This is a genomic window from Spirosoma panaciterrae DSM 21099, from assembly GCF_000374025.1.
GTDB classification, from domain to species: domain Bacteria; phylum Bacteroidota; class Bacteroidia; order Cytophagales; family Spirosomataceae; genus Spirosoma; species Spirosoma panaciterrae.
The window spans coordinates 18,590-37,738 of record NZ_KB893190.1; the positions used below are offsets into that span (position 1 = coordinate 18,590).

At 49.0% G+C, this 19,149-nt stretch carries 16 protein-coding genes; 3 read left to right on the forward strand and 13 right to left on the reverse strand.

What is annotated here, in order from left to right; genetic code table 11:
• Positions 1 to 126: 126 nt before the first annotated feature.
• Positions 127 to 3,225 carry an efflux RND transporter permease subunit gene (locus tag B153_RS0118930; protein WP_020598313.1) on the reverse strand — a complete coding sequence of 1,033 codons (3,099 nt, stop codon included), beginning with the start codon at positions 3,223 to 3,225 and terminating at the stop codon, positions 127 to 129.
• A 266-nt stretch (positions 3,226 to 3,491) separates the two neighbouring features.
• Between B153_RS0118930 and B153_RS0118935 the strand changes: the two genes are divergently transcribed.
• Together B153_RS0118935 and B153_RS0118940 are read left to right on the forward strand one after the other, a co-directional pair.
• On the forward strand, positions 3,492 to 3,701 hold the full coding sequence (locus B153_RS0118935; protein WP_020598314.1) for a heavy-metal-associated domain-containing protein: 210 nt from the start codon (positions 3,492 to 3,494) through the stop codon (positions 3,699 to 3,701).
• Between the two features lie 4 nt (positions 3,702 to 3,705).
• Positions 3,706 to 5,997, forward strand: coding sequence for a heavy metal translocating P-type ATPase (locus tag B153_RS0118940; RefSeq protein ID WP_020598315.1), 2,292 nt, complete (start codon positions 3,706 to 3,708; stop codon positions 5,995 to 5,997).
• A gap of 124 nt (positions 5,998 to 6,121) precedes the next feature.
• Here B153_RS0118940 and B153_RS0118945 read toward each other — a convergent pair whose 3' ends face one another.
• The gene (locus tag B153_RS0118945) at positions 6,122 to 6,685 is read right to left on the reverse strand and encodes a 50S ribosomal protein L25/general stress protein Ctc (protein WP_020598316.1); all 564 of its coding nucleotides are present in this window, start codon (positions 6,683 to 6,685) and stop codon (positions 6,122 to 6,124) included.
• Positions 6,686 to 6,776: 91 nt separating this feature from the next.
• Entirely contained in the window at positions 6,777 to 7,718 is a 942-nt protein-coding gene (locus tag B153_RS0118950) for a ribose-phosphate pyrophosphokinase (protein ID WP_026262266.1), read from the reverse strand.
• 198 nt (positions 7,719 to 7,916) lie between these two features.
• On the opposite strand from B153_RS0118950, the gene B153_RS0118955 reads away from it, so the two are divergent.
• Positions 7,917 to 9,425, forward strand: coding sequence for a glycine--tRNA ligase (locus B153_RS0118955; RefSeq protein WP_020598318.1), 1,509 nt, complete (start codon positions 7,917 to 7,919; stop codon positions 9,423 to 9,425).
• A gap of 118 nt (positions 9,426 to 9,543) precedes the next feature.
• Here the strand turns inward: B153_RS0118955 and B153_RS0118960 are convergent, their stop codons facing one another.
• The 10 genes from B153_RS0118960 to B153_RS0119000 all read right to left on the reverse strand — a co-directional run bounded on the left by B153_RS0118960 (position 9,544) and on the right by B153_RS0119000 (position 19,141).
• Positions 9,544 to 10,809 carry a sulfate adenylyltransferase subunit 1 gene (locus B153_RS0118960; protein ID WP_020598319.1) on the reverse strand — a complete coding sequence of 422 codons (1,266 nt, stop codon included), beginning with the start codon at positions 10,807 to 10,809 and terminating at the stop codon, positions 9,544 to 9,546.
• On the reverse strand, positions 10,810 to 11,025 hold the full coding sequence (locus B153_RS38880; protein WP_083928223.1) for a HepT-like ribonuclease domain-containing protein: 216 nt from the start codon (positions 11,023 to 11,025) through the stop codon (positions 10,810 to 10,812). It lies immediately after the preceding gene.
• A gap of 3 nt (positions 11,026 to 11,028) precedes the next feature.
• Positions 11,029 to 11,253: a HepT-like ribonuclease domain-containing protein gene (locus B153_RS37750; RefSeq protein WP_020598321.1), complete on the reverse strand. Its 225-nt coding sequence runs from the start codon at positions 11,251 to 11,253 to the stop codon at positions 11,029 to 11,031.
• Positions 11,237 to 11,524 carry a nucleotidyltransferase family protein gene (locus B153_RS0118970; protein ID WP_020598322.1) on the reverse strand — a complete coding sequence of 96 codons (288 nt, stop codon included), beginning with the start codon at positions 11,522 to 11,524 and terminating at the stop codon, positions 11,237 to 11,239. The genes B153_RS37750 and B153_RS0118970 overlap by 17 nt, the downstream gene beginning before the upstream one ends.
• 40 nt (positions 11,525 to 11,564) lie before the next feature.
• Positions 11,565 to 12,467 (reverse strand): sulfate adenylyltransferase subunit CysD, encoded by a 903-nt coding sequence (cysD, locus tag B153_RS0118975; protein ID WP_020598323.1) that lies wholly within the window; start codon positions 12,465 to 12,467, stop codon positions 11,565 to 11,567.
• An 83-nt stretch (positions 12,468 to 12,550) separates the two neighbouring features.
• Entirely contained in the window at positions 12,551 to 13,285 is a 735-nt protein-coding gene (locus B153_RS0118980) for a phosphoadenylyl-sulfate reductase (protein ID WP_020598324.1), read from the reverse strand.
• 46 nt (positions 13,286 to 13,331) lie between these two features.
• The gene (locus tag B153_RS0118985) at positions 13,332 to 14,525 is read right to left on the reverse strand and encodes a trans-sulfuration enzyme family protein (RefSeq protein ID WP_020598325.1); all 1,194 of its coding nucleotides are present in this window, start codon (positions 14,523 to 14,525) and stop codon (positions 13,332 to 13,334) included.
• Between the two features lie 73 nt (positions 14,526 to 14,598).
• Entirely contained in the window at positions 14,599 to 15,666 is a 1,068-nt protein-coding gene (locus tag B153_RS0118990) for a sulfite exporter TauE/SafE family protein (RefSeq protein WP_020598326.1), read from the reverse strand.
• 246 nt (positions 15,667 to 15,912) lie between these two features.
• Positions 15,913 to 17,112 (reverse strand): S8 family peptidase, encoded by a 1,200-nt coding sequence (locus tag B153_RS0118995; protein WP_020598327.1) that lies wholly within the window; start codon positions 17,110 to 17,112, stop codon positions 15,913 to 15,915.
• Positions 17,113 to 17,290: 178 nt separating this feature from the next.
• Positions 17,291 to 19,141, reverse strand: a complete 1,851-nt coding sequence (locus B153_RS0119000) for a hypothetical protein (protein WP_020598328.1) — start codon at positions 19,139 to 19,141, stop codon at positions 17,291 to 17,293.
• Between the last annotated feature and the right edge of the window lie 8 nt (positions 19,142 to 19,149).

A 19,149-nucleotide genomic window follows, 5' to 3' on the forward strand; every position in this document is an offset into this window, starting at 1 on the left:
CGCAAGTTTTTTTTTAAATGAGTTTTTGGTCTTAAAATTCTTGCCTGAACTCTTGATTACAAATCTTATAATAATCTTTGAAATAAAACGGAAAAACCGAGCGCAAAATTACCTAACGGCGTGTTTTTAATTCTCATCTAATTTCTGACGGTAGAAACTGTAGAAAATAAGTGGAAAAATAAACAGGGTCAGTAATGTAGCGGTAATCAATCCGCCAATAACAACAATCGCCAGCGGGCGAGCTGTTTCTGAACCAATACCATGCGATATAGCTGCAGGGATCAAACCGATACCCGCCATCATGGCTGTCATCACAACGGGACGGATACGAGATACAACGCCCTCCCGGATGGCGTTATTGAGGCTTAAGCCGCTCCGTAGGTTTTTCTTAAAGACCGAAATCAGGATAACGCCGTTCTGGATACAAATACCGAAGAGCGCGATGAATCCGATACCTGCTGAGATACTGAAGTTTACGTGGGTTACGAGTAAGGCAGCGATACCGCCAATGATGGCGAAGGGAACATTAAACAGAACCAATCCTGCATCCTTCACATTACCAAATAAGACAAACAATATGAAAAAGATGGCCAGTAAACTGATCGGGACTACCTGAGCCAATCGGGCAGTGGCTCGCTGCTGATTTTCAAAGTCACCAGCCCATTTTACCGTATATCCTGCCGGAAGCTTCACATTTGCCTGAACTTTTTGCTGCGCTTCGGCTACGGCGCTACCCATATCCCGTCCTCGTACCGAAAATTTCACGGCTCCGTACCGTTGGTTCGCTTCCCGAAAAATCAGGACCGGACCTGTCTGCGTATAGACTTGCGCAATTTCCTTAATCGGTATCATGCTCCCCGTTTCGGTCGGTACCATCAATCGGCTGATCTGCTCTTCGTTGGAGCGGAAGGGTAGATCGTACCGAATCCGTAAATCAAATTTGCGCTCACCTTCATAGATTTGAGTGGCGGCTTTACCACCGATCGCCATTTCGATTACCGCTTCGGCATCGGATTTATTGACACCATACAACGCCAGCTTTCGTTCATCCAGTTCAACGCGCATCTCAGGCTGCCCGGTAGTTCGAATAACCCCCAGATCCTCAATCCCGTTGACGGTGGCTAACTGCTTCTGAATTCCAGTGGCTTTATTTTCCAGAATGGATTGATCGGGGCCGTAGATTTTTACAGCAATAGACCCTTTTACGCCTGAAACCGCTTCTTCTACGTTATCCATAATGGGTTGCGAGAAGTTGAAGTTCACCCCCGGAAAAACGGCCAGTTTTGCCTGCATCTGATCGACAAGCTCCTCCTTTGAGATTTTGCTTTTCCATTCCTCCTGGGGATATATGTCGACCAGGAATTCGATGTTGTAGAACCCCGTTGGATCAGTTCCATCGTTGGGGCGGCCTGTCTGCGAAATAACCCCTTTAACTTCTGGAAACTCCTCAAAAATATGCCGCATCTGGACCGTCTGTCGTACCGATTCTGGTAAGGAGATCGCCATAGGCATGGTAGCCCGCACGTAAATGGAACCTTCATTTAGTTCGGGTAAGAATTCGGTACCCAGAAGGCTAAACCCAGATAAGCCAATGGCAACAACTATAGTCGTTACAATCAGGCTAATTCGTTTGTGAGCAAACGTAAACCCAAAGATCTGCGTTGCATACCGGGTCACAAAGTTGACAAATGGATTGTGCTTCTCTTTTACATTTTTATTGAGCAGCATGCTCGCAAGTACGGGCACCAGGGTGAGTGTAAACAACAGGGCACCGAGCAGAGCGAAACCTAGCGTCCAGGCCAATGGAGAAAACATTTTTCCTTCTACCTTCTGGAACGAGAAAATGGGTACTAAACAGGTGATAATGATAAGCTTGGAAAAGAAAATGGCTTTCCCCATTTCGGTACCCGTTTTGCGAAGCAAACCAAGTTTGGCCAATCGGTTGAACTTCGGCATGCCTTCTTTATGGGCCAGTTCATCGAGTGTTACGAAAATGCCCTCGACCATCACAACCGCACCGTCCACAATAATCCCGAAATCGATGGCACCCATGGAGAGGAGGTTGGCCGACATCCCTTTGAGACGCAGACAGATAAAGGCGAACAACAAGGCCAGCGGAATCACGATCGATACGGTGACGGTGGTTCGCCAGTCGGCCATGAAAATAAAAACGATAACCGTTACGAAAATGATACCCTCAATCAAATTGTGGGTTACGGTATGCGTAGCAAAGTGAATAAGGGTTTCCCGATTATAGAATGTGTTAATCTGGACATCGGAAGGCAAAATATTCGTGTTCAGGTCATTGATCTTGTCTTTTACCCGTTCAATGACTTCGCTGGGATTTTCCCCTTTCCGCATGATTACAATACACTCCACAACATCATCCTGACGGTCGCGCCCGGCCTGCCCTAATCGCGGTAATGCCGATTGAGAAACCTGAGCCACATTCCGCACCATAATGGGCGTCCCATTGGCATTTTTAATAATAATGTTCTGGATATCCTGCTGATTGCGCAACAGGCCAATGCCCCGAACCACATACGCTTCGGAATTTTTCTCAATGACATCACCCCCCACGTTTACATTGGAATTGGCTACGGCCTGGTACAATTGTAATGGGGTAATGTTGTAATCCATCAGTCGGCGGGGGTCCACCGAAATCTCGTAGGTTTTCACCTCGCCACCAAAACTCACAACATCCGCTACCCCGGGCACGCCTTTCAGCTGGCGGTCAATAACCCAGTCCTGCAAGGTTTTAAGTTCGCGGGCTGTGCGGGTTGGCGACTGAAGAGTGTACCGGAAAATTTCACCAGTTGGGCCATAAGGGGGCTGCACATCGGGGCGGATACCTTCGGGTAATTCAACCCCACTGAGCAGGTTATTGACCTGCTGGCGAGCAAAAGCATCGTCGACCCCATCATCGAACATCACTTTTACCACCGATAAACCAAAGAGTGAGGTCGAACGAATATCCGTTCGTTTCTGAACGGAGTTCAGGCCAATTTCAATAGGGATGGTAACAAACTTCTCGACTTCTTCGGCCGATCGGCCCGGCCATTGGGTGATTAACGTAATTTGTGTATTGGTAACGTCTGGAAAGGCCTCGATGGGGGTATTCTGATAACTGATAATTCCCGCCACAACAGCCAGAGCCGTCAGAAAAAAGATAAAAAACTTATTCTTAAGCGAGAAGGATAGGATACTTTTAATGAACTTATTCATGCCGGTGGCGATGCGAGTACGGGTATTTTTACATGGGCAAAAATGCTCTACCGGACTTAAATTAGCCTTAACGGATTGTTAAAAGGACGTTAAAAGAATTGCTTCGGTCGGGGTATAGCCTGTAGGCGGCAGGCAGGATAATCTTATAAGACCCGTCAACAATTATGTAACAGTGTTGAATGGAGTGAGTACGACCTTTGTTATGTATATAAACAAGTCAACTCCGCAGGGCCTGATAGCTGGAGGGGTATAAATGTCAACTCATTATGAATCAGTCAATTCAATTTAAAACAAATATTAAGTGTGGGGGCTGTGTGGCCACTGTAACGCCTTTTCTGAACGAGGCTGTTGGAGAAGGGAACTGGAAAGTAGATATCCAAAATCCGGATAAAGTTCTGACCGTAGATACCGTTGATGCGGTCCTTGTGAAACAGACTGTCGAAAAAGCTGGCTATAAGGCTGAGCAATTGGCTTAAGACAATGACTACTGGTGATCTAGTTTCGACGCGAAAAACCGATCGGAAAACAAATTCGCCGGAGGTGCGCAAAACATTTCCTGTTCTGGAGATGAGTTGCGCAGCCTGTGCGGTGAGTGTGGAGTCGATGCTGAAAAACACACCGGGTGTTCGCGAGGCCGGGGTAAACTATGCCAATCAGACAGCCTGGGTTGTCTTCAACCCAAAGCTCTTATCGGAAGCCAGTCTACAGCAGACTGTTCGTTCCATCGGATACGACTTGGTCATAGACGCAGAAGACCCTCAGCAAGTACAGGCCGAGGCTCAGCAAGCGTATTATCGGCAATTAAAACAGCGAACCTACTGGGCGTTGGGGCTTTCAATACCCATTGTTGTGTTGGGTATGTTGCTCATGGACTTACCCTATGGCAATTTCATTGCGATGGGGTTGGCCGCTGTGGTTGTATTCGGCTTAGGGCAGCCATTTTTTGTAAATGCCTGGAAGCAGGCGCGGCATGGTAAAGCCAATATGGATACACTGGTGGCCCTAAGCACAGGGATCGCCTTTTTATTTAGTGCCTTTAACACGCTCTATCCATCGTTCTGGCACGATCGGGGTCTTCATCCGCATGTGTACTTTGAAGCCGCTTCAGTAGTAATCACCTTTATTTTGCTGGGTAAATTACTGGAAGAGCGGGCCAAATCGAATACCTCGTCGGCTATCAAAAAACTGATGGGCATGCAGCCTAAAACCGTACGGCTGATCGACGGGAACGTTGAGCGGGAAGTTCCGATTTCGGCTGTTCAGGCAGGACAGCTGATTCTGGTTCGGCCGGGCGAGCGGATTCCGGTTGATGGTAGGGTAGAAGCCGGTCATTCGTATGTAGATGAAAGTATGATCAGTGGAGAGCCTGTACCTGCTGAAAAACAGAGCGGTTCGTTTGTGTTTGCCGGAACCATCAATCAGAAAGGCAGTTTTCAGTTTCGGGCCGAGAAAGTTGGGGCAGATACCGTACTGGCCCAGATTATACGTATGGTTCAGGAGGCACAGGGGAGTAAAGCACCTGTTCAGCAGTTGGTTGATCGGATCGCCGGAATTTTCGTTCCTACCGTTTTAGGCATGGCTTTGCTGACCTTTGTTGTCTGGATGACCTTAGGGCATTACCTCGTACCGAATGCTGATCCGTTTACAACGGCATTGATTACCTCAGTCACCGTATTGGTCATTGCCTGTCCCTGCGCATTGGGACTAGCCACGCCTACGGCTATTATGGTTGGTGTTGGGAAAGGAGCTGAAAACAATATTCTGATCAAAGATGCCGAAAGTCTTGAACTCGCGCATCGTATCAATGCGGTGGTGCTCGATAAAACAGGTACGATAACCGAAGGGAAACCGGTAGTAACCGACCTCAAATGGCTTGGTGCTGAGAACGATCGGGCAACGCTACAGGGAATTTTAGTTTCGATGGAGTCGCGTTCTGAGCACCCATTGGCTGCTGCTGTTGCCTCGTTTCTGTCCAGTTCCCAATCGGTCAGGCTAGACACATTCGAGAGCCTAACGGGGCTGGGAGTCCGGGCTACCTATCAGCGGGCTACTTATCTGGTCGGTAATCGACGGTTGATAGACGAAAATCAGATTCAAATACCCGATGCCGTGCTACAACAGGTTACGGACTGGCAAAATCAGGCGAAAACGGTCGTCTTTTTTGCGTGCATTGGAGCGAATAAAGAAGCAGAAATTCCAGGAGTTATCGCTATCGCCGATCCGGTAAAGCCTACATCCAGACAGGCCATCGAAACGCTGAAAAACCGGGGTATAGCTGTGTATATGCTCACCGGCGACAATGCCCAAACCGCTGCGGCTGTGGCCAGACAGGTCGGCCTTGAACAGGTTGAATCGGAGATGATGCCTTCCGACAAAGCTGACTTCGTAAAGCAGTTACAGGCCACAGGCCATTTGGTAGCCATGGTTGGTGATGGTATCAACGACTCACAGGCCCTGGCACAGGCGGATGTGAGCATCGCCATGGGAAAAGGCTCCGACGTTGCGATGGACGTAGCGCGTATGACGCTTATCACGGCCGACTTAAACAGTATACCGAAAGCCTTACAGTTGTCGAAACAAACCGTACAGGTTATTCGTCAAAACTTATTCTGGGCGTTCATCTATAATGTGATTGGTATTCCGATTGCAGCCGGTGTCTTATACCCCGCCTTTGGTTTTCTGCTAAATCCGATGATTGCCGGGGCGGCTATGGCCTTGAGTTCGGTGTCAGTGGTTAGTAACAGTCTACGGCTAAGAGGGATGCGGTTGTGAGGGTTTCAAGGGTCTGAATGTAAAGAAAATAGCTTGCCCGCCCGATAAAACAAAAATGCCCTCCCGAACATCAGGAGGGCATTTTTTGGCTCTATTAGTAAGGAAAAAGGCAGTGCTGCTGAGATTATTTGAGAGAACCCCGCAGTGCCCGTGGAATTTCGATGCTGGCAACAGGGTTTGACGCCTGCTCAAGCATTTCGATATTTTTAACTGGAATTTGACCTACGCGAACCGATTTGCCCAGATCAAGACCCGATACGTCAACATCGATGAAATCAGGGATGTTGCTTACGGTACCTTTTACGCGCAGTTTCCGAACGCGGGTTACCAGTTTACCCCCTTTCTGTACGCCCGGTGCCGAACCTGTCAACCGAACAGGAACCGCCATTTTAACGGGCTTATCATCGGTAACAAGTAGGAAGTCAGCGTGCAACAGAATGTCGCTAACTGGATGGAACTGGGTTTCCTGAAGGATAGCCCGGTACTCCTCACCCTCAATATTCAGGGCAACTTCAAAAATATTAGGCGTGTAAATTAATTCACGGAACAAAATAACAGGTGCATAGAAATGAACCTGCTCAGCGCCACCATACAATACACAGGGAACATTGCCCTCGGCCCGAATCGCCTGTGATTCTGTGCGGCCGAGATTCGCTCTTTTATACCCTACAATCTCGATTTTTTTCATGACAAAATAATTTAAAGAGTGAAAGAGCGAATGAGCGAAAGAGTGATAAGCGCTGAAATAACGCACTTTCACTCTTTCATTCTTTCGCTCTTTAATTTTTTATAAACAGTGAACTAATAGATTCATGGTCTCGGATACGGCCGATGGCTTTGGCAAATAACTCAGCTACCGACAGCACGCGTATTTTAGGATTCGGTTGTTTAAGCGGGAGGGTGTCGGCAACGACCAGTTCCTCCAGAACCGAATTGGAAATGTTTTCGTGCGCCTTCCCCGACATAATCGGATGGGTACACACAGCACGAACGGATTTAGCCCCCTTATCCATGATGATCTGGGCTGCTTTCGCCATCGTCCCCCCCGTATCGATCAGGTCATCGACCAGTACGACGTTTGCTCCTTCCACATCGCCAATGACCTGCATCGAGGCAATCTCATTGGCCCGCTTGCGGTGCTTGTCGCAAAGCACAATATCCGCATTGAAATGCTTGGCAAAGACACGAGCGCGGTTGGCGCCACCTACGTCCGGTGAAGCAATCACCAGGTTGTCGAGGTTCAGGCTGCGGATATACGGGACAAATACCGACGTTCCTTCCAGGTGATCGACCGGAAAATCGAAAAAGCCCTGAATTTGACCCGCGTGCAGGTCAATTGTCATCAGACGATCAGCTCCCGAAGCAGCCAGCATATTGGCAACCAGCTTGGCGGCAATCGATACGCGGGGTTTATCTTTCCGGTCCTGACGGGCGTATCCGAAATAAGGAATGACTACGGTTACATAGTGCGCCGAAGCCCGACGGGCGGCATCGACCATCAGGAGCAACTCCAGCAGGTTATCGCCGGGAGGAGGGGTCGATTGGATCAGAAATACATCACAGCCTCGTACCGACTCTTCAAAGCTTGGCGACATCTCGCCATCGCTGAACCGGCGGCAGGTATACCCGCCTAAGTCTTTGCCGTAATAATGGGCAATTTTTTCGGCCAGGTAAGTTGATTGACTTCCCGAAAAAATCTTAACCGGATTAAACGATGCCATAGGTGCCTGCCAAATTTTCCGCAAAGGTACGGAAAAATCCGCCAAGTTGCCGGGATAGGCCGAAGTTTCTTTGCCTTATAAGAAAATATTGAGGTCTAGGACTCGAATTTAAGCGAATATTGTTGACCATTCCTGCATAATTAGCCGCCTGAGTGTCTTGGAGGTACATGAAGAACTTTTGTACTTTTGCATTTACTTATGAATACTACACAAGCCCGTAACGACGGACCGCCCGCGATTGCTTTACAAGATATTATCGCACATGCCAAAGAATATGGCTTTGTTTTCCCATCTTCTGAAATCTATGATGGCCTTCAGGCTGTGTATGATTACGGGCAGAATGGGGTTGAACTGAAAAATAACCTCAAAACGCTGTGGTGGAAGGCCATGACCCAACTGCATGACAATGTTGTGGGAATCGATGCGGCCATTTTTATGCACCCGCTCACCTGGAAAGCCTCGGGACACGTTGACTCATTCAACGATCCCATGATCGATAACCGAGACTCCAAAAAACGCTACCGCGCTGACCAACTCATTGAGCTAAAGGCCGAAGACTATGAAAAGGCAGGTGATCCGGATCGGGGGCAGGCTTTACGTAATGAACTGGGCCGATTGCAGAGTGCCGACGATATGGAAGGGCTTCGGAATCTGATTATTGCCGAGGGTATCAAAGATCCGGTTTCGGGAACAGCCAACTGGACCGAAGTGCGTCAGTTCAACCTGATGTTTTCGACGCAGGTGGGCTCGGTGGCTGAAGATGCCAGCCTGATCTATCTCCGTCCTGAAACGGCCCAGGGGATTTTTGTCAACTTCCTGAACGTGCAGAAAACGGGTCGGATGAAGGTTCCGTTTGGGATTGCCCAGATTGGGAAAGCCTTCCGAAATGAGATTGTGGCCCGGCAGTTTACCTTCCGTATGCGTGAGTTCGAACAGATGGAAATGCAGTTTTTTGTACGCCCCGGTACCGAAATGGAGTGGTATGAGCGTTGGCGCGATACCCGCATGAAATTTCATCAGGCATTGGGCTTACCGGCCGAAAAACTGAAATTTCACATCCACGAAAAGCTGGCACACTATGCCAATGCAGCCGTGGATATTGAATATGAATTTCCGTTTGGTTTCCGCGAAATGGAAGGCATTCACTCGCGTACCGACTTTGATCTGAAGTCGCACCAGGAGTTGAGCAAGAAAAAGCAACAGTATTTCGATAACGACATTGACGAAGCCACGGGCAAACCCTATGGGAATTACATTCCGTATGTGGTCGAAACGTCTGTTGGGGCAGATCGGTTGTTCCTCGCAACCTTCTGCAATGCGTTTACGAAAGAGACGGTTGGTGAGGGCGATCAGCAGAAAGAACGAACGTACCTAAAATTGCATCCAGCCTTAGCTCCTGTAAAAGCGGCTGTGTTCCCGCTGGTTCGGAAAGATGGTCTGCCCGAAAAGGCCGAAGCCATTGTAAAAAGCCTGCGCTCAGAATTCCGGGTTATTTATGAAGAGCGCGATGCAATTGGCAAGCGTTACACGCGTCAGGACCTGATTGGTACGCCCTTCTGCATTGCCGTGGATTACCAGACGCTTGAAGATGATACGGTTACCATCCGTTACCGCGATACCACCGAACAAATCCGTATCCCTATCAGCGAATTAAAGGCACGCATCGGACACGAGGTTTCAATGGAGCGGATTCTGGAACAATTATAAAGGAAACTGTACCAGCTATTGGTGTCAGTTTGAAAACGTTCTGGAAGTGATACAATCAAAAAGGTCAACGTGCGCACGTTGACCTTTTTTACTAGAAGGCGGGTTGCTTCCGCTTTACTTAGGCTTCGCCCACAAGCATGAGGGCACCTACTGTTACATTTGAGGTTTCGTCGATAAGAATGGCCCCGCCGGTAGCCCGGTTTTTCTGGTACGGATCGAAACTGATGGGTTGAGCTGTTCGTAGAACAACCTTTGCGAGATCATTCAGTTTCAGGCTGTCAACCCCTTCGGTTTCTTCGTAGGTATTTACGTTCAATTGGTAAGCAATTTCCCGTACCGAGCAGCGTGTACGGAACGTACCTACCTGGAGTAAGTATTTGTTACCCGCCTTAAACTCCTTCGTATCCATCCAGCAGAGCATGGCTTCGACCGTCTGGCTAATGATGGGCTGGCGATCCGAACGGACGATCAGATCACCCCGGCTGATGTCGACATCGGTTGCCAGATGCAATACGACCGACATAGGGGTGGCCGCTTCATCAAAGTGCGTTTCGGCAATTTCGATAGCATCAATGGTTGAGGTTTCGCCCGAAGGAAGTACCGTAATGGCATCACCTTTCCGGAATACACCGCTGGTGATTTTACCGGCATACCCCCGATAATCGTGTAGATCGGCTGTTTGGGGGCGAATAACGTATTGAACCGGGAACCGGGCCGGGTGATGATCTTCGGTTTCGCCGTTCGCATCATCGTCGATGGTCACGGTTTCCAGGTGTTCCAACAGCGTCACCCCTTCGTACCAGGGCATCGCCGACGATTTATCCACGACGTTATCCCCGTTGAGGGCACTCATCGGAATGTATGTGACCTGATGGACATTCAGCTTTTTGGCTAAATCCGCATACTGAATGCATATGTCGGAAAACACATCCTGCGAATAATCGACCAGATCCATTTTATTGATTGCGACCACAATGTGTGGAATGCCCAGCAGGGAAGCAATGAGCGAGTGCCGACGCGTTTGTTCAACGACCCCGTGCCGCGCATCGACCAGAACAATGGCCAGTTGGCAGTTCGAGGCTCCGGTTACCATATTCCGTGTATACTGAATGTGTCCTGGAGCGTCGACAATAATAAATTTACGTTTGGGGGTTTGGAAATAGCGATAGGCTACGTCAATCGTGATACCCTGCTCGCGCTCCGAACGCAACCCATCCGTCAGAAGCGCCAGATCGATTTCACCATCGTCGCGGCTTTTGCTGGCACGCTCAATGGCTTCGAGCTGATCGGCCAGAATTGATTTAGAATCGTAAAGAAGCCGCCCAATCAGCGTGCTTTTGCCGTCGTCGACCGAACCGGCGGTAATAAATCGGAGAAGATCCATTTATTTAATTTGATTAAAGTCAATGTGACGGTAGAAGTCACTGGCTTTTGATAACTCGTAATCAGTCGTTTCGAAATTATGTTGATCAAGTTCGGTACGAATAAGATGTTCTATTGATTGCTTTAAATCGGGCAGATGAACGGCAATCGTTTGAAAAACTATAAGCTTATCGATACCTACATAATCATGGGCTACAATATTTCGAAAGGTTTTGATTTTCTACCAGGGGATTTGTGAATAAGCAGACTTTGTTTGCTCACTCAATCTGTTCACCTGCTCGCCAATGTGAAGTAATTGCAAAAGGCTGGCGTTAAAATCTTTCTGCTCATTCGCTTCAAAGAAAACAAACGGATCATCAAAACCTGCTGCATATACTTTGATTTTGCCAATGGCTTCCAGAATCCGCAGACAATAAACAAGATCAGTTTTATGATTTAACGGCATACTTAACATCTTTCAATGCCCGATGAAGAATGATCGGTTCGGCATATTGCCTGAGCATTACATCAACAGGGATTTGCAGATCATCCTGCAGTTGTTCCTTCAGCGCGATAAGCAGTGGGTAGGGGATAGGCTCCTCCAGCAGAATGTCAATATCCCGGTATGTCTCACCACGGGCAAATGAGCCGAATACACCAATCCGGCTAAGGCCGTAACGGTCAAAAATGTTTTCCTGCGTCAAGTATGCCTGAAAAGACTGAAAGTTATTGACCATAGTAAAGAGAGAATGATAGCCTATCAATACCCCATCACATTTAAAAATACCCGCCTTTCTTGCGGTCTTCCATGGCGGCTTCGGAGAGCTGATCGTCCATACGGGTTTCGCCCCGTTCGGAGATCCGCGTGGCCTGAATTTCGTTGATAACGGCATCCAGCGTATCGGCTTCCGATTCAGAAGCTGCCGTACAGGAAATATCACCGACCGTACGGAAGCGTACCCGACGCGTGACAATCTGGTCGTCTGGCTCAGGTTTGATCACTCCGCCGGCCGTAGCCATCAGTTTCCCGTCCCGTACGAGCAGTTCGCGCTCGTGGGCAAAATAGATGCTTGGCAAGTCGATTTTTTCCCGGCGAATGTAATTCCAGACATCCAGTTCCGTCCAGTTTGAAATCGGGAATACCCGGACATTCTCGCCTTTGTGAATCCGGCCGTTGTATAGGTTCCAAAGTTCGGGGCGTTGGCGTTTGGGGTCCCAGGAGCCAAATTCATCCCGTACCGAAAACACCCGTTCTTTGGCGCGTGCTTTCTCTTCATCCCGACGAGCTCCCCCGATACAGGCGTCGAATTCAAACTCTTCGATGGCGTCGAGCAACGTAAAGGTTTGGAGGCCATTACGGGTTGCATTGCGTCCCGTTGGCTCTTTGAGTTTCTTTTCGCGGATGGTATCTTCTACGTAGCGAACGATGAGTTTTTCGCCAATCCGTTCGGCCAGATTGTCGCGGAAATCCAGGGCTTCCTGAAAATTATGTCCCGTATCGACATGCAGTAGCGGAAATGGAAATTTACCTGGTCGGAATGCCTTCAGAGCCAGATGGACCAGCGTAATGGAGTCTTTACCGCCCGAAAACAGAAGCGCCGGACGTTCAAACTGCCCCGCTACCTCCCGCATAATGTGGATGGCTTCCGATTCAAGCTGATCTAAATAATCGAGTTTCATTTTTTAATGAGTGAAAGAGCGAATGAGCGAAAGAGTGATAAACGCCTTAGAAACGCTCTTTCACTCTTTCACTCTTTCGCTCATTAAGCTTTAAACACTTCTTCATGCGTATGTAAACCGCATTCTTTCTTGGAGTTATCCTCCCACCACCAGCGACCCGCCCGGAAATCTTCGCCTTCCTGAATGGCCCGCGTGCAGGGTTGACAACCGATACTGACAAAACCCCGATCGTGCAGTGGATTGTAGGGTACGTTATGCTCTTTTACGTATTGTTTTACCTCGTCAAATGTCCAGTCCATCAGCGGGTGGAATTTGAAAAGCTGATGGGCTTCGTCCCATTCCAGTTGGGCCATACCCTGGCGATTGGCCGACTGCTCGGCGCGGATGCCCGTGATCCAGATTTTCTGGCCTTTCAAGGCCCGATTCAAGGGCTCAACCTTTCGAATGCCGCAACACTCTTTCCGGTTTTCGACCGATTCGTACATGCTGTAGGGACCTTTGCCAGTCATAAGCTTTTCGACGGCGTCGGCCTGTGGGTAGTAGGTTTCGATGTGGATACCGTAGCGGTCGTTGGTTTTTTTCCAGACGGAATACGTTTCCGAAAACATCCGGCCGGTATCGAGCGTGAAAATCCGAACAGGAATTTCATTTGAGGCAATCAGATCGGTAATAACCTGATCTTCATAGCCGAGGCTTGTCGAGAAGACGATCTGACCGGGAAATAACTCGGCCAGTGTTCGCATGGCTTCAACGTTGCTCAGACCATGGAGTTGCTCCGTAAGACTTTCGAGCGTATGGGGGGTAGGTTCAACTATCATAAGCAAATGACAATAAACGGCTGTCTGTCAAAAATAGGGCTTTACATCAGGCCACTTTCTCTTTTAGTACTTCGGCCGACTTGGTAGCCGCCTGAGCAAAGTCTTCGATCAGATCCTCAATGTCTTCCAGACCAACTGAAATTCGGATCAGACCTGGTGTGATACCTAAAGCCGCTTTCTCATCCGGTTTTAGTTTGGCGTGTGTAGTGGTATTGGGGTTTGTTACGATGGTACGGGAGTCGCCCAGGTTCGACGAAAGAGTTGGAATCGTCAACGCATCGTAAAATGCTTTTACCCGCTCAAACCCACCTTCCAGCTCGATGGTAACAATGGCACCACCCGCACTCATCTGTTTCTTTGCCAGGTCATATTGTGGATGCGAGGGCAAAAAGGGATACAGAACCCGTTCGACGTCGGGATGGCTCTCCAACGCTTCGGCCAGTTGCAAGGCATTGCGGCAATGCCGTTCCATGCGTAAATCCAGTGTTTCCAGGCTCTTCGATAATACCCACGCATTGAACGGAGAGAGTGAAGGGCCGGTATGGCGGGCAAAGAAACGAATGGGCTGGATCAGATCGGCCCGACCCACAACAATACCGCCCAGAACCCGGCCTTGTCCATCCATGTACTTTGTCGCAGAATGCACCGACAGGTCGGCGCCATAGTCGATTGGATTTTGCAGGATTGGCGTAGCAAAGCAATTATCGACATTCAGAATAAAGCCGTATTTCGCTTTCAGGCGGACCAGCATTTCCAGATCAACCAGTTCGAGGCCGGGGTTGGATGGCGTTTCCAGATATACCATCTTCGTATTGGGCTGCATGGCGGCTTCCCAATCAGCTTCGGTGGCGGTGGCATCTACATACGTGTGTGTAATACCCCATTTGCTCAGAATCTGTGTGATGATCTGGTGGGCTGAGCCAAACAGCGCCCGGCAGGCTACAATATGATCGCCCGATTTCAACAGACCAGCCATGCTGGCAAAAACCGCAGCCATTCCAGTTCCCGTTGCAATACCGTCTTCGGCATTTTCCAGCATACATACTTTCTCGACAAACTCCGAAACGTTCGGATTGGAGAAACGTGAGTAAATATTGCCTTCTTCGGTCTCATCGAACAGCGCTTTGCCCTGTTCAGCACTGTCAAAAGCAAAACTTGATGTGAGGTATAACGGAACGGAGTGCTCGCGGTTAAGCGATTTAGCCGTTTGAATACGAATGGCTTTGGTCTGTTTTTTCATAAACTTATTTTGGCAGGCTAAACAGCATGTACAGAGATTCTACGCTTCAATCCTGTACGAGTTGACTAGCCTGTCAGAAAAACTTGATAATTTTTCGCAAACTTACGATGATGATGACAATCCCAACTAATATCATCATGGTTTTAACGGGCAGTTTTTGAGCCAGTCGGGCGGCAATCGGGGCCGCGATCATACCACCAAGGATCAGGCCAATAATAACCAGTCCGTAGTTATCGAGACCCGCGTACAGGGCGAAGACAACCGACGACGCAAACGAAACAAAAAACTCCGCCAGATTGACCGAACCAATGGTGTAGCGAGGATGCCGACCGGCCGCGATAAGGGTTGAATTGACAATAGGTCCCCAACCGCCACCGCCGATAGCATCTACAAATCCACCAAACCAGGCCAGCAGCCCAATCTGACGAACTGGCTTTTTCTTTTGGTGTTTGACCAGTGCCTTTTTGAGAATCAGTATGCCAAGAATAGCGGTGTAGACAGAAATGGCTGGGCTTAAGTAGTTGGCAACTAGTTCCATATCGGCCAGCTTCGTGATAAGAAATGCGCCCAGAGCCGCCCCAATAACCCCCGGAATCAATACGACCTTGAACAGGCGACTATTCACATTCCCGAACTTGAGGTGCATATAGCCCGACACACCACTGGTAAAAATTTCAGAGCTGTGTACGCTAGCCGTCGCAAATACCGGGCTAATGCCCACACTGGTCAGAAACGTTGTAGCCGTTACGCCGTAGGCCATTCCCAGGGCTCCATCGATCATCTGGGCCACAAAACCGGCCATGATGAAATAGAAAATGTCGGGTGTGACATGAATGGTATCGGCAATGATCGTGAGCCGGTCGAGGGTGAAATAGCTGAAAAGCAAATGCCCGACAATCATCAGGGCAAGCGCTGCAAAAACGTAAATCGCTATTTCAGTTCGATTCCGACGGCGAAGGAGGGGTTGAGCGCTGCCAGTCTCGATAGTGGCCGTTGGATAGGCTGCTCGCAAAACCTCCGCCTGCTTTGCCGCATTAGTTCCTTTCAGGGTGATAGTGAGTCCACTAAGGTCGATTTCTGGCTCGGTCAGCGTAATCGTATTCCCTGACGAATCAGGAATGGGCGCTAGGGGTTGGCTCATACAGTATAAAACCTATCGAATTAATGGAGTAATGTATTTATGAAAAACGGCACATCCACGTGCCGCTGGTTTTCGGGTATTTTTGAGTCTGTAACGTCGAACAAGACTTGAAAGTGCCACAAAGATACACTATGAATGCGGAAAGTTGCAAGAAAACGACTGAGCTATCACTCACGACGTTACACCAGTCGTTTTCTATTTATCTGTATAGCTTATGTCAGAACGAGGGAATGGAACTTGAACAACTTAGTTACCCTCACCTGCCATCGGGTCTGCTTTGCCGTCAGGATCACCCGTGACAGTGCCATGCGTGGGTATATTGGCTCCACGAATGTACAGCAAACCGGCAACGTGTGGGGCCGCCATTGATGTACCACTTAACGTAGCATAGGACGCATTTTTGTAGGTTGATGTGATCCGTACTCCATATGCGCAGACATCGACACTACTGCCAAAATTGGAGAAGGAAGCAAACTGATTTTTACTGTCCATGGCCGAAACGGTAAAGACATTAGCATGATTAACTCTTGAAGGTGAATAGTTATCGGCGTTTTTGCCATCGTTTCCAGCCGCAATGGCGAACAAAATTCCCAGATTGGCGGCTCGGGTAATGGCGGCATCAAGGGTCGACGATGTGCTTTCACCACCCAAACTCAGATTGACGACATCGCCCGACTTCCCATTTTGTGCTACGTAGTTGATGGCTTGAATAATGCCGGAAAGACGGCCTTCTCCCTCATCGTCCAGTACGCGGAGAGAAACCAGAGTGGCGCCCGATGCGATGCCGGTTACGCCAATACTGTTGTTTTTAGCTCCAATGATACCCGCAATGTGCGTGCCATGTCCATTTTCATCGTCAGCTGAGGTGTTCCCACTGATGAACGATTTGCTTCGATTGACGTCTACATTCAGATCAGGATGGTCGAGGTCAATGCCTGTGTCGATAATCCAGACGGTTTTGCCCGTTTGTAAGTCACCCCGCCCGTAGCCGGTCTGTTTGATATTCCACGACAGCGTAGAGGTCGTTGCTACATCGACACAGCTACAGATCGACATAATCCGGTCGGGTTCTACCATTAGTACATTGGGGTCCTGCCGCAACTGCTCGGATTCACGCTCACTGAGATGGGTCAAAAAACTGGTTTGTTCGCTAGATACCAAAACATCGGCCTGTGTATCGGAAATCTGATAATCGGTCAGAAGTTGCTCGAAGCGGGCTTCTGTAGCGGCTACTCGGGCTCCAGCTACCCCAGATAGCGTTTGAGTTGGCTGATACGTAACAATATAAGAACCGGCAATGGCAACTCCACTATTGGATGAGGCTTTCACCAGACAATCGGCAGAAACGCTGATGGGTTCGACACGGCTATCGGTCTGACAGCCAAACAAGCCAATACCAGCCAGGGCGACGTTGACAAACGTCGCGAACGAGGAAAAACGTCGCATAACGTACGAACAGAGATAGAACAATGAAAAGCTGACTTGTAGAGTCTTAGGCCATGTAGGGAAGCGAACGGTACGAAAACTGGTCGGATGGAGAGATGAATGCCAGAACCCCTCCACCCACTTTATTCGCTATACGTATAAAACGAAACCCCTGTTGCAACTCTTGCTTTTTAGTCGACTATTTTTGGAGGGTGATTGGTAAAAACTCAACCCGTCCGGCGCCAGGAAAGTTGGTTATGGCGATGGGCTGACCAAAGTGTGCATGAAATTGAGCAACCTGGCCGGTAGTTAGTAAGTCGGGGTATAGATTTATGCCGGCGAAGTGGTTCTGTTTCAGGAAATTTTCTAGAAATAACCAATCCTGTTCCGTAAATCGTCGGCCAGGTTTGAGGAGCCGGGGCCAGCCATCCCGAAGCAAAGGCTGAATCTGATCGGGATGGAGCCGCCCAAAATACTGTCCGACTCCACTTTTATCATAAAACCGACGAAAAGTAAACACCGCATTTTGCTGGTCATAATATGGGCAAAGCCCCTCAGGCCCCCCGGGACCATTTGCTCCGATTGCACAGAAGGGCCAATCGAGTACGGCCTGGCCCGGTTGCCGCCGAACGACAGCACAGTACGCCAATACCCGATCCGAAAGGCTATAACCTGGATAGCGCGTACGCGGATAATAAGCTGTAATCCATTCGGTTAGCATCAGGATGGATAGTAGTAAAAGTAGGAGTTGGCTGGAAAGCCGCTGTGGCCATTGTAGGGGAAGCGCTAAAAGACAGAAGAGAACGGGATAAATCAGACTGGCCCTGCCACCATGCCGATTGAAACTGAACCAGGGAAAAACTTTTAGCGTGGGCAAAAGAACAGGGTGATAGAACAGGCATAAGGTCAGCATCAGCAGGATAGGCAACCAAATGGCAACCCGTTGGCGCAATTGCCAGAGTCCAAGGCCTCCCGCTATAATCAGATACAGGCCTGGACTACCTTGCCCGTAGCTCTCATAGGCGTCCTGAAACCATTGGTGATAAGGCAGAGCATAGGTGTGCAGACCCGGTACGTGAGGGATCAACAGCCGGATCGGATGTGACCAGGCCCGGATTTCGGGAACCGCATCAAAATCGAACGCCCAGGCTGTAAACGCAATTTGTAAAGTCAGCGGTAAGTATAGATACAGGCTGAAACCAATCAGCAACGCCCACAGAGCAATACCTGTCTTCTGAGTTTGCCACTGTTCGTGTAGATAGCCTGTGAAAAGGGGAACCAAGCTTTCTGCTTCTGGTTGCGTTATCCGTTGATCCCGTATGTTACGGTATAGAACAAAAACCAGAAATGGGGCAACCAGTGTCGTAAATGTAAGAGCGAAGCCTGCAACATAACCCAGCTCCTGACCCAGTACCTGAACATGCAGCCAGACCCAGGCGAGTACGTAGGGCAGTGAAATTGGTTTTTTTTCGGCAGCATCGTACAACAATCGGTACGTAGCAATCATACACAGAATTGTCCAATGACCAACGCCCACGTTCATGTGAACGGGGAATTTGTAGATTCCGTAAATGTTCAATACCGATACGATGAGTCCTGTCAGAGACGCTTTCAGTTTGCCAAATCGGGGCTGTACCAGTAGAAACGTGCCAATCGCTGCTACCAGTAGAGTATATAGATAATAGCTTTGAAGGTAAGGCCCTGGTCCCTTGAAAAAGAGATAACAGGCTCGGTACCAGTAATCCCGCTCGAATCCCCAATCCAGAAAAACCTGATTTGTACCATACGGATAAAACGTTTGGGTATTGACCAGATTCAGATGAGGAAACGGATTGAATGACAGATTCTTTGTAAAAAAATAGCCAACGTATTCAAATTGATCGGTGTCATTTCCATCGGAGAGTGGATGGTGAAAGTCACCGATAATTCCGCAGCCGAGTAGAGTCGTCAGGGTGCCTAAACCGATCAGCCAGACCCAGTAGTACGGATCAGTAGCGACTACAGATGAACTGGTTAGGGTAGAGGAAACAGACGGGCGGATTCGATTCATCAGGAAGT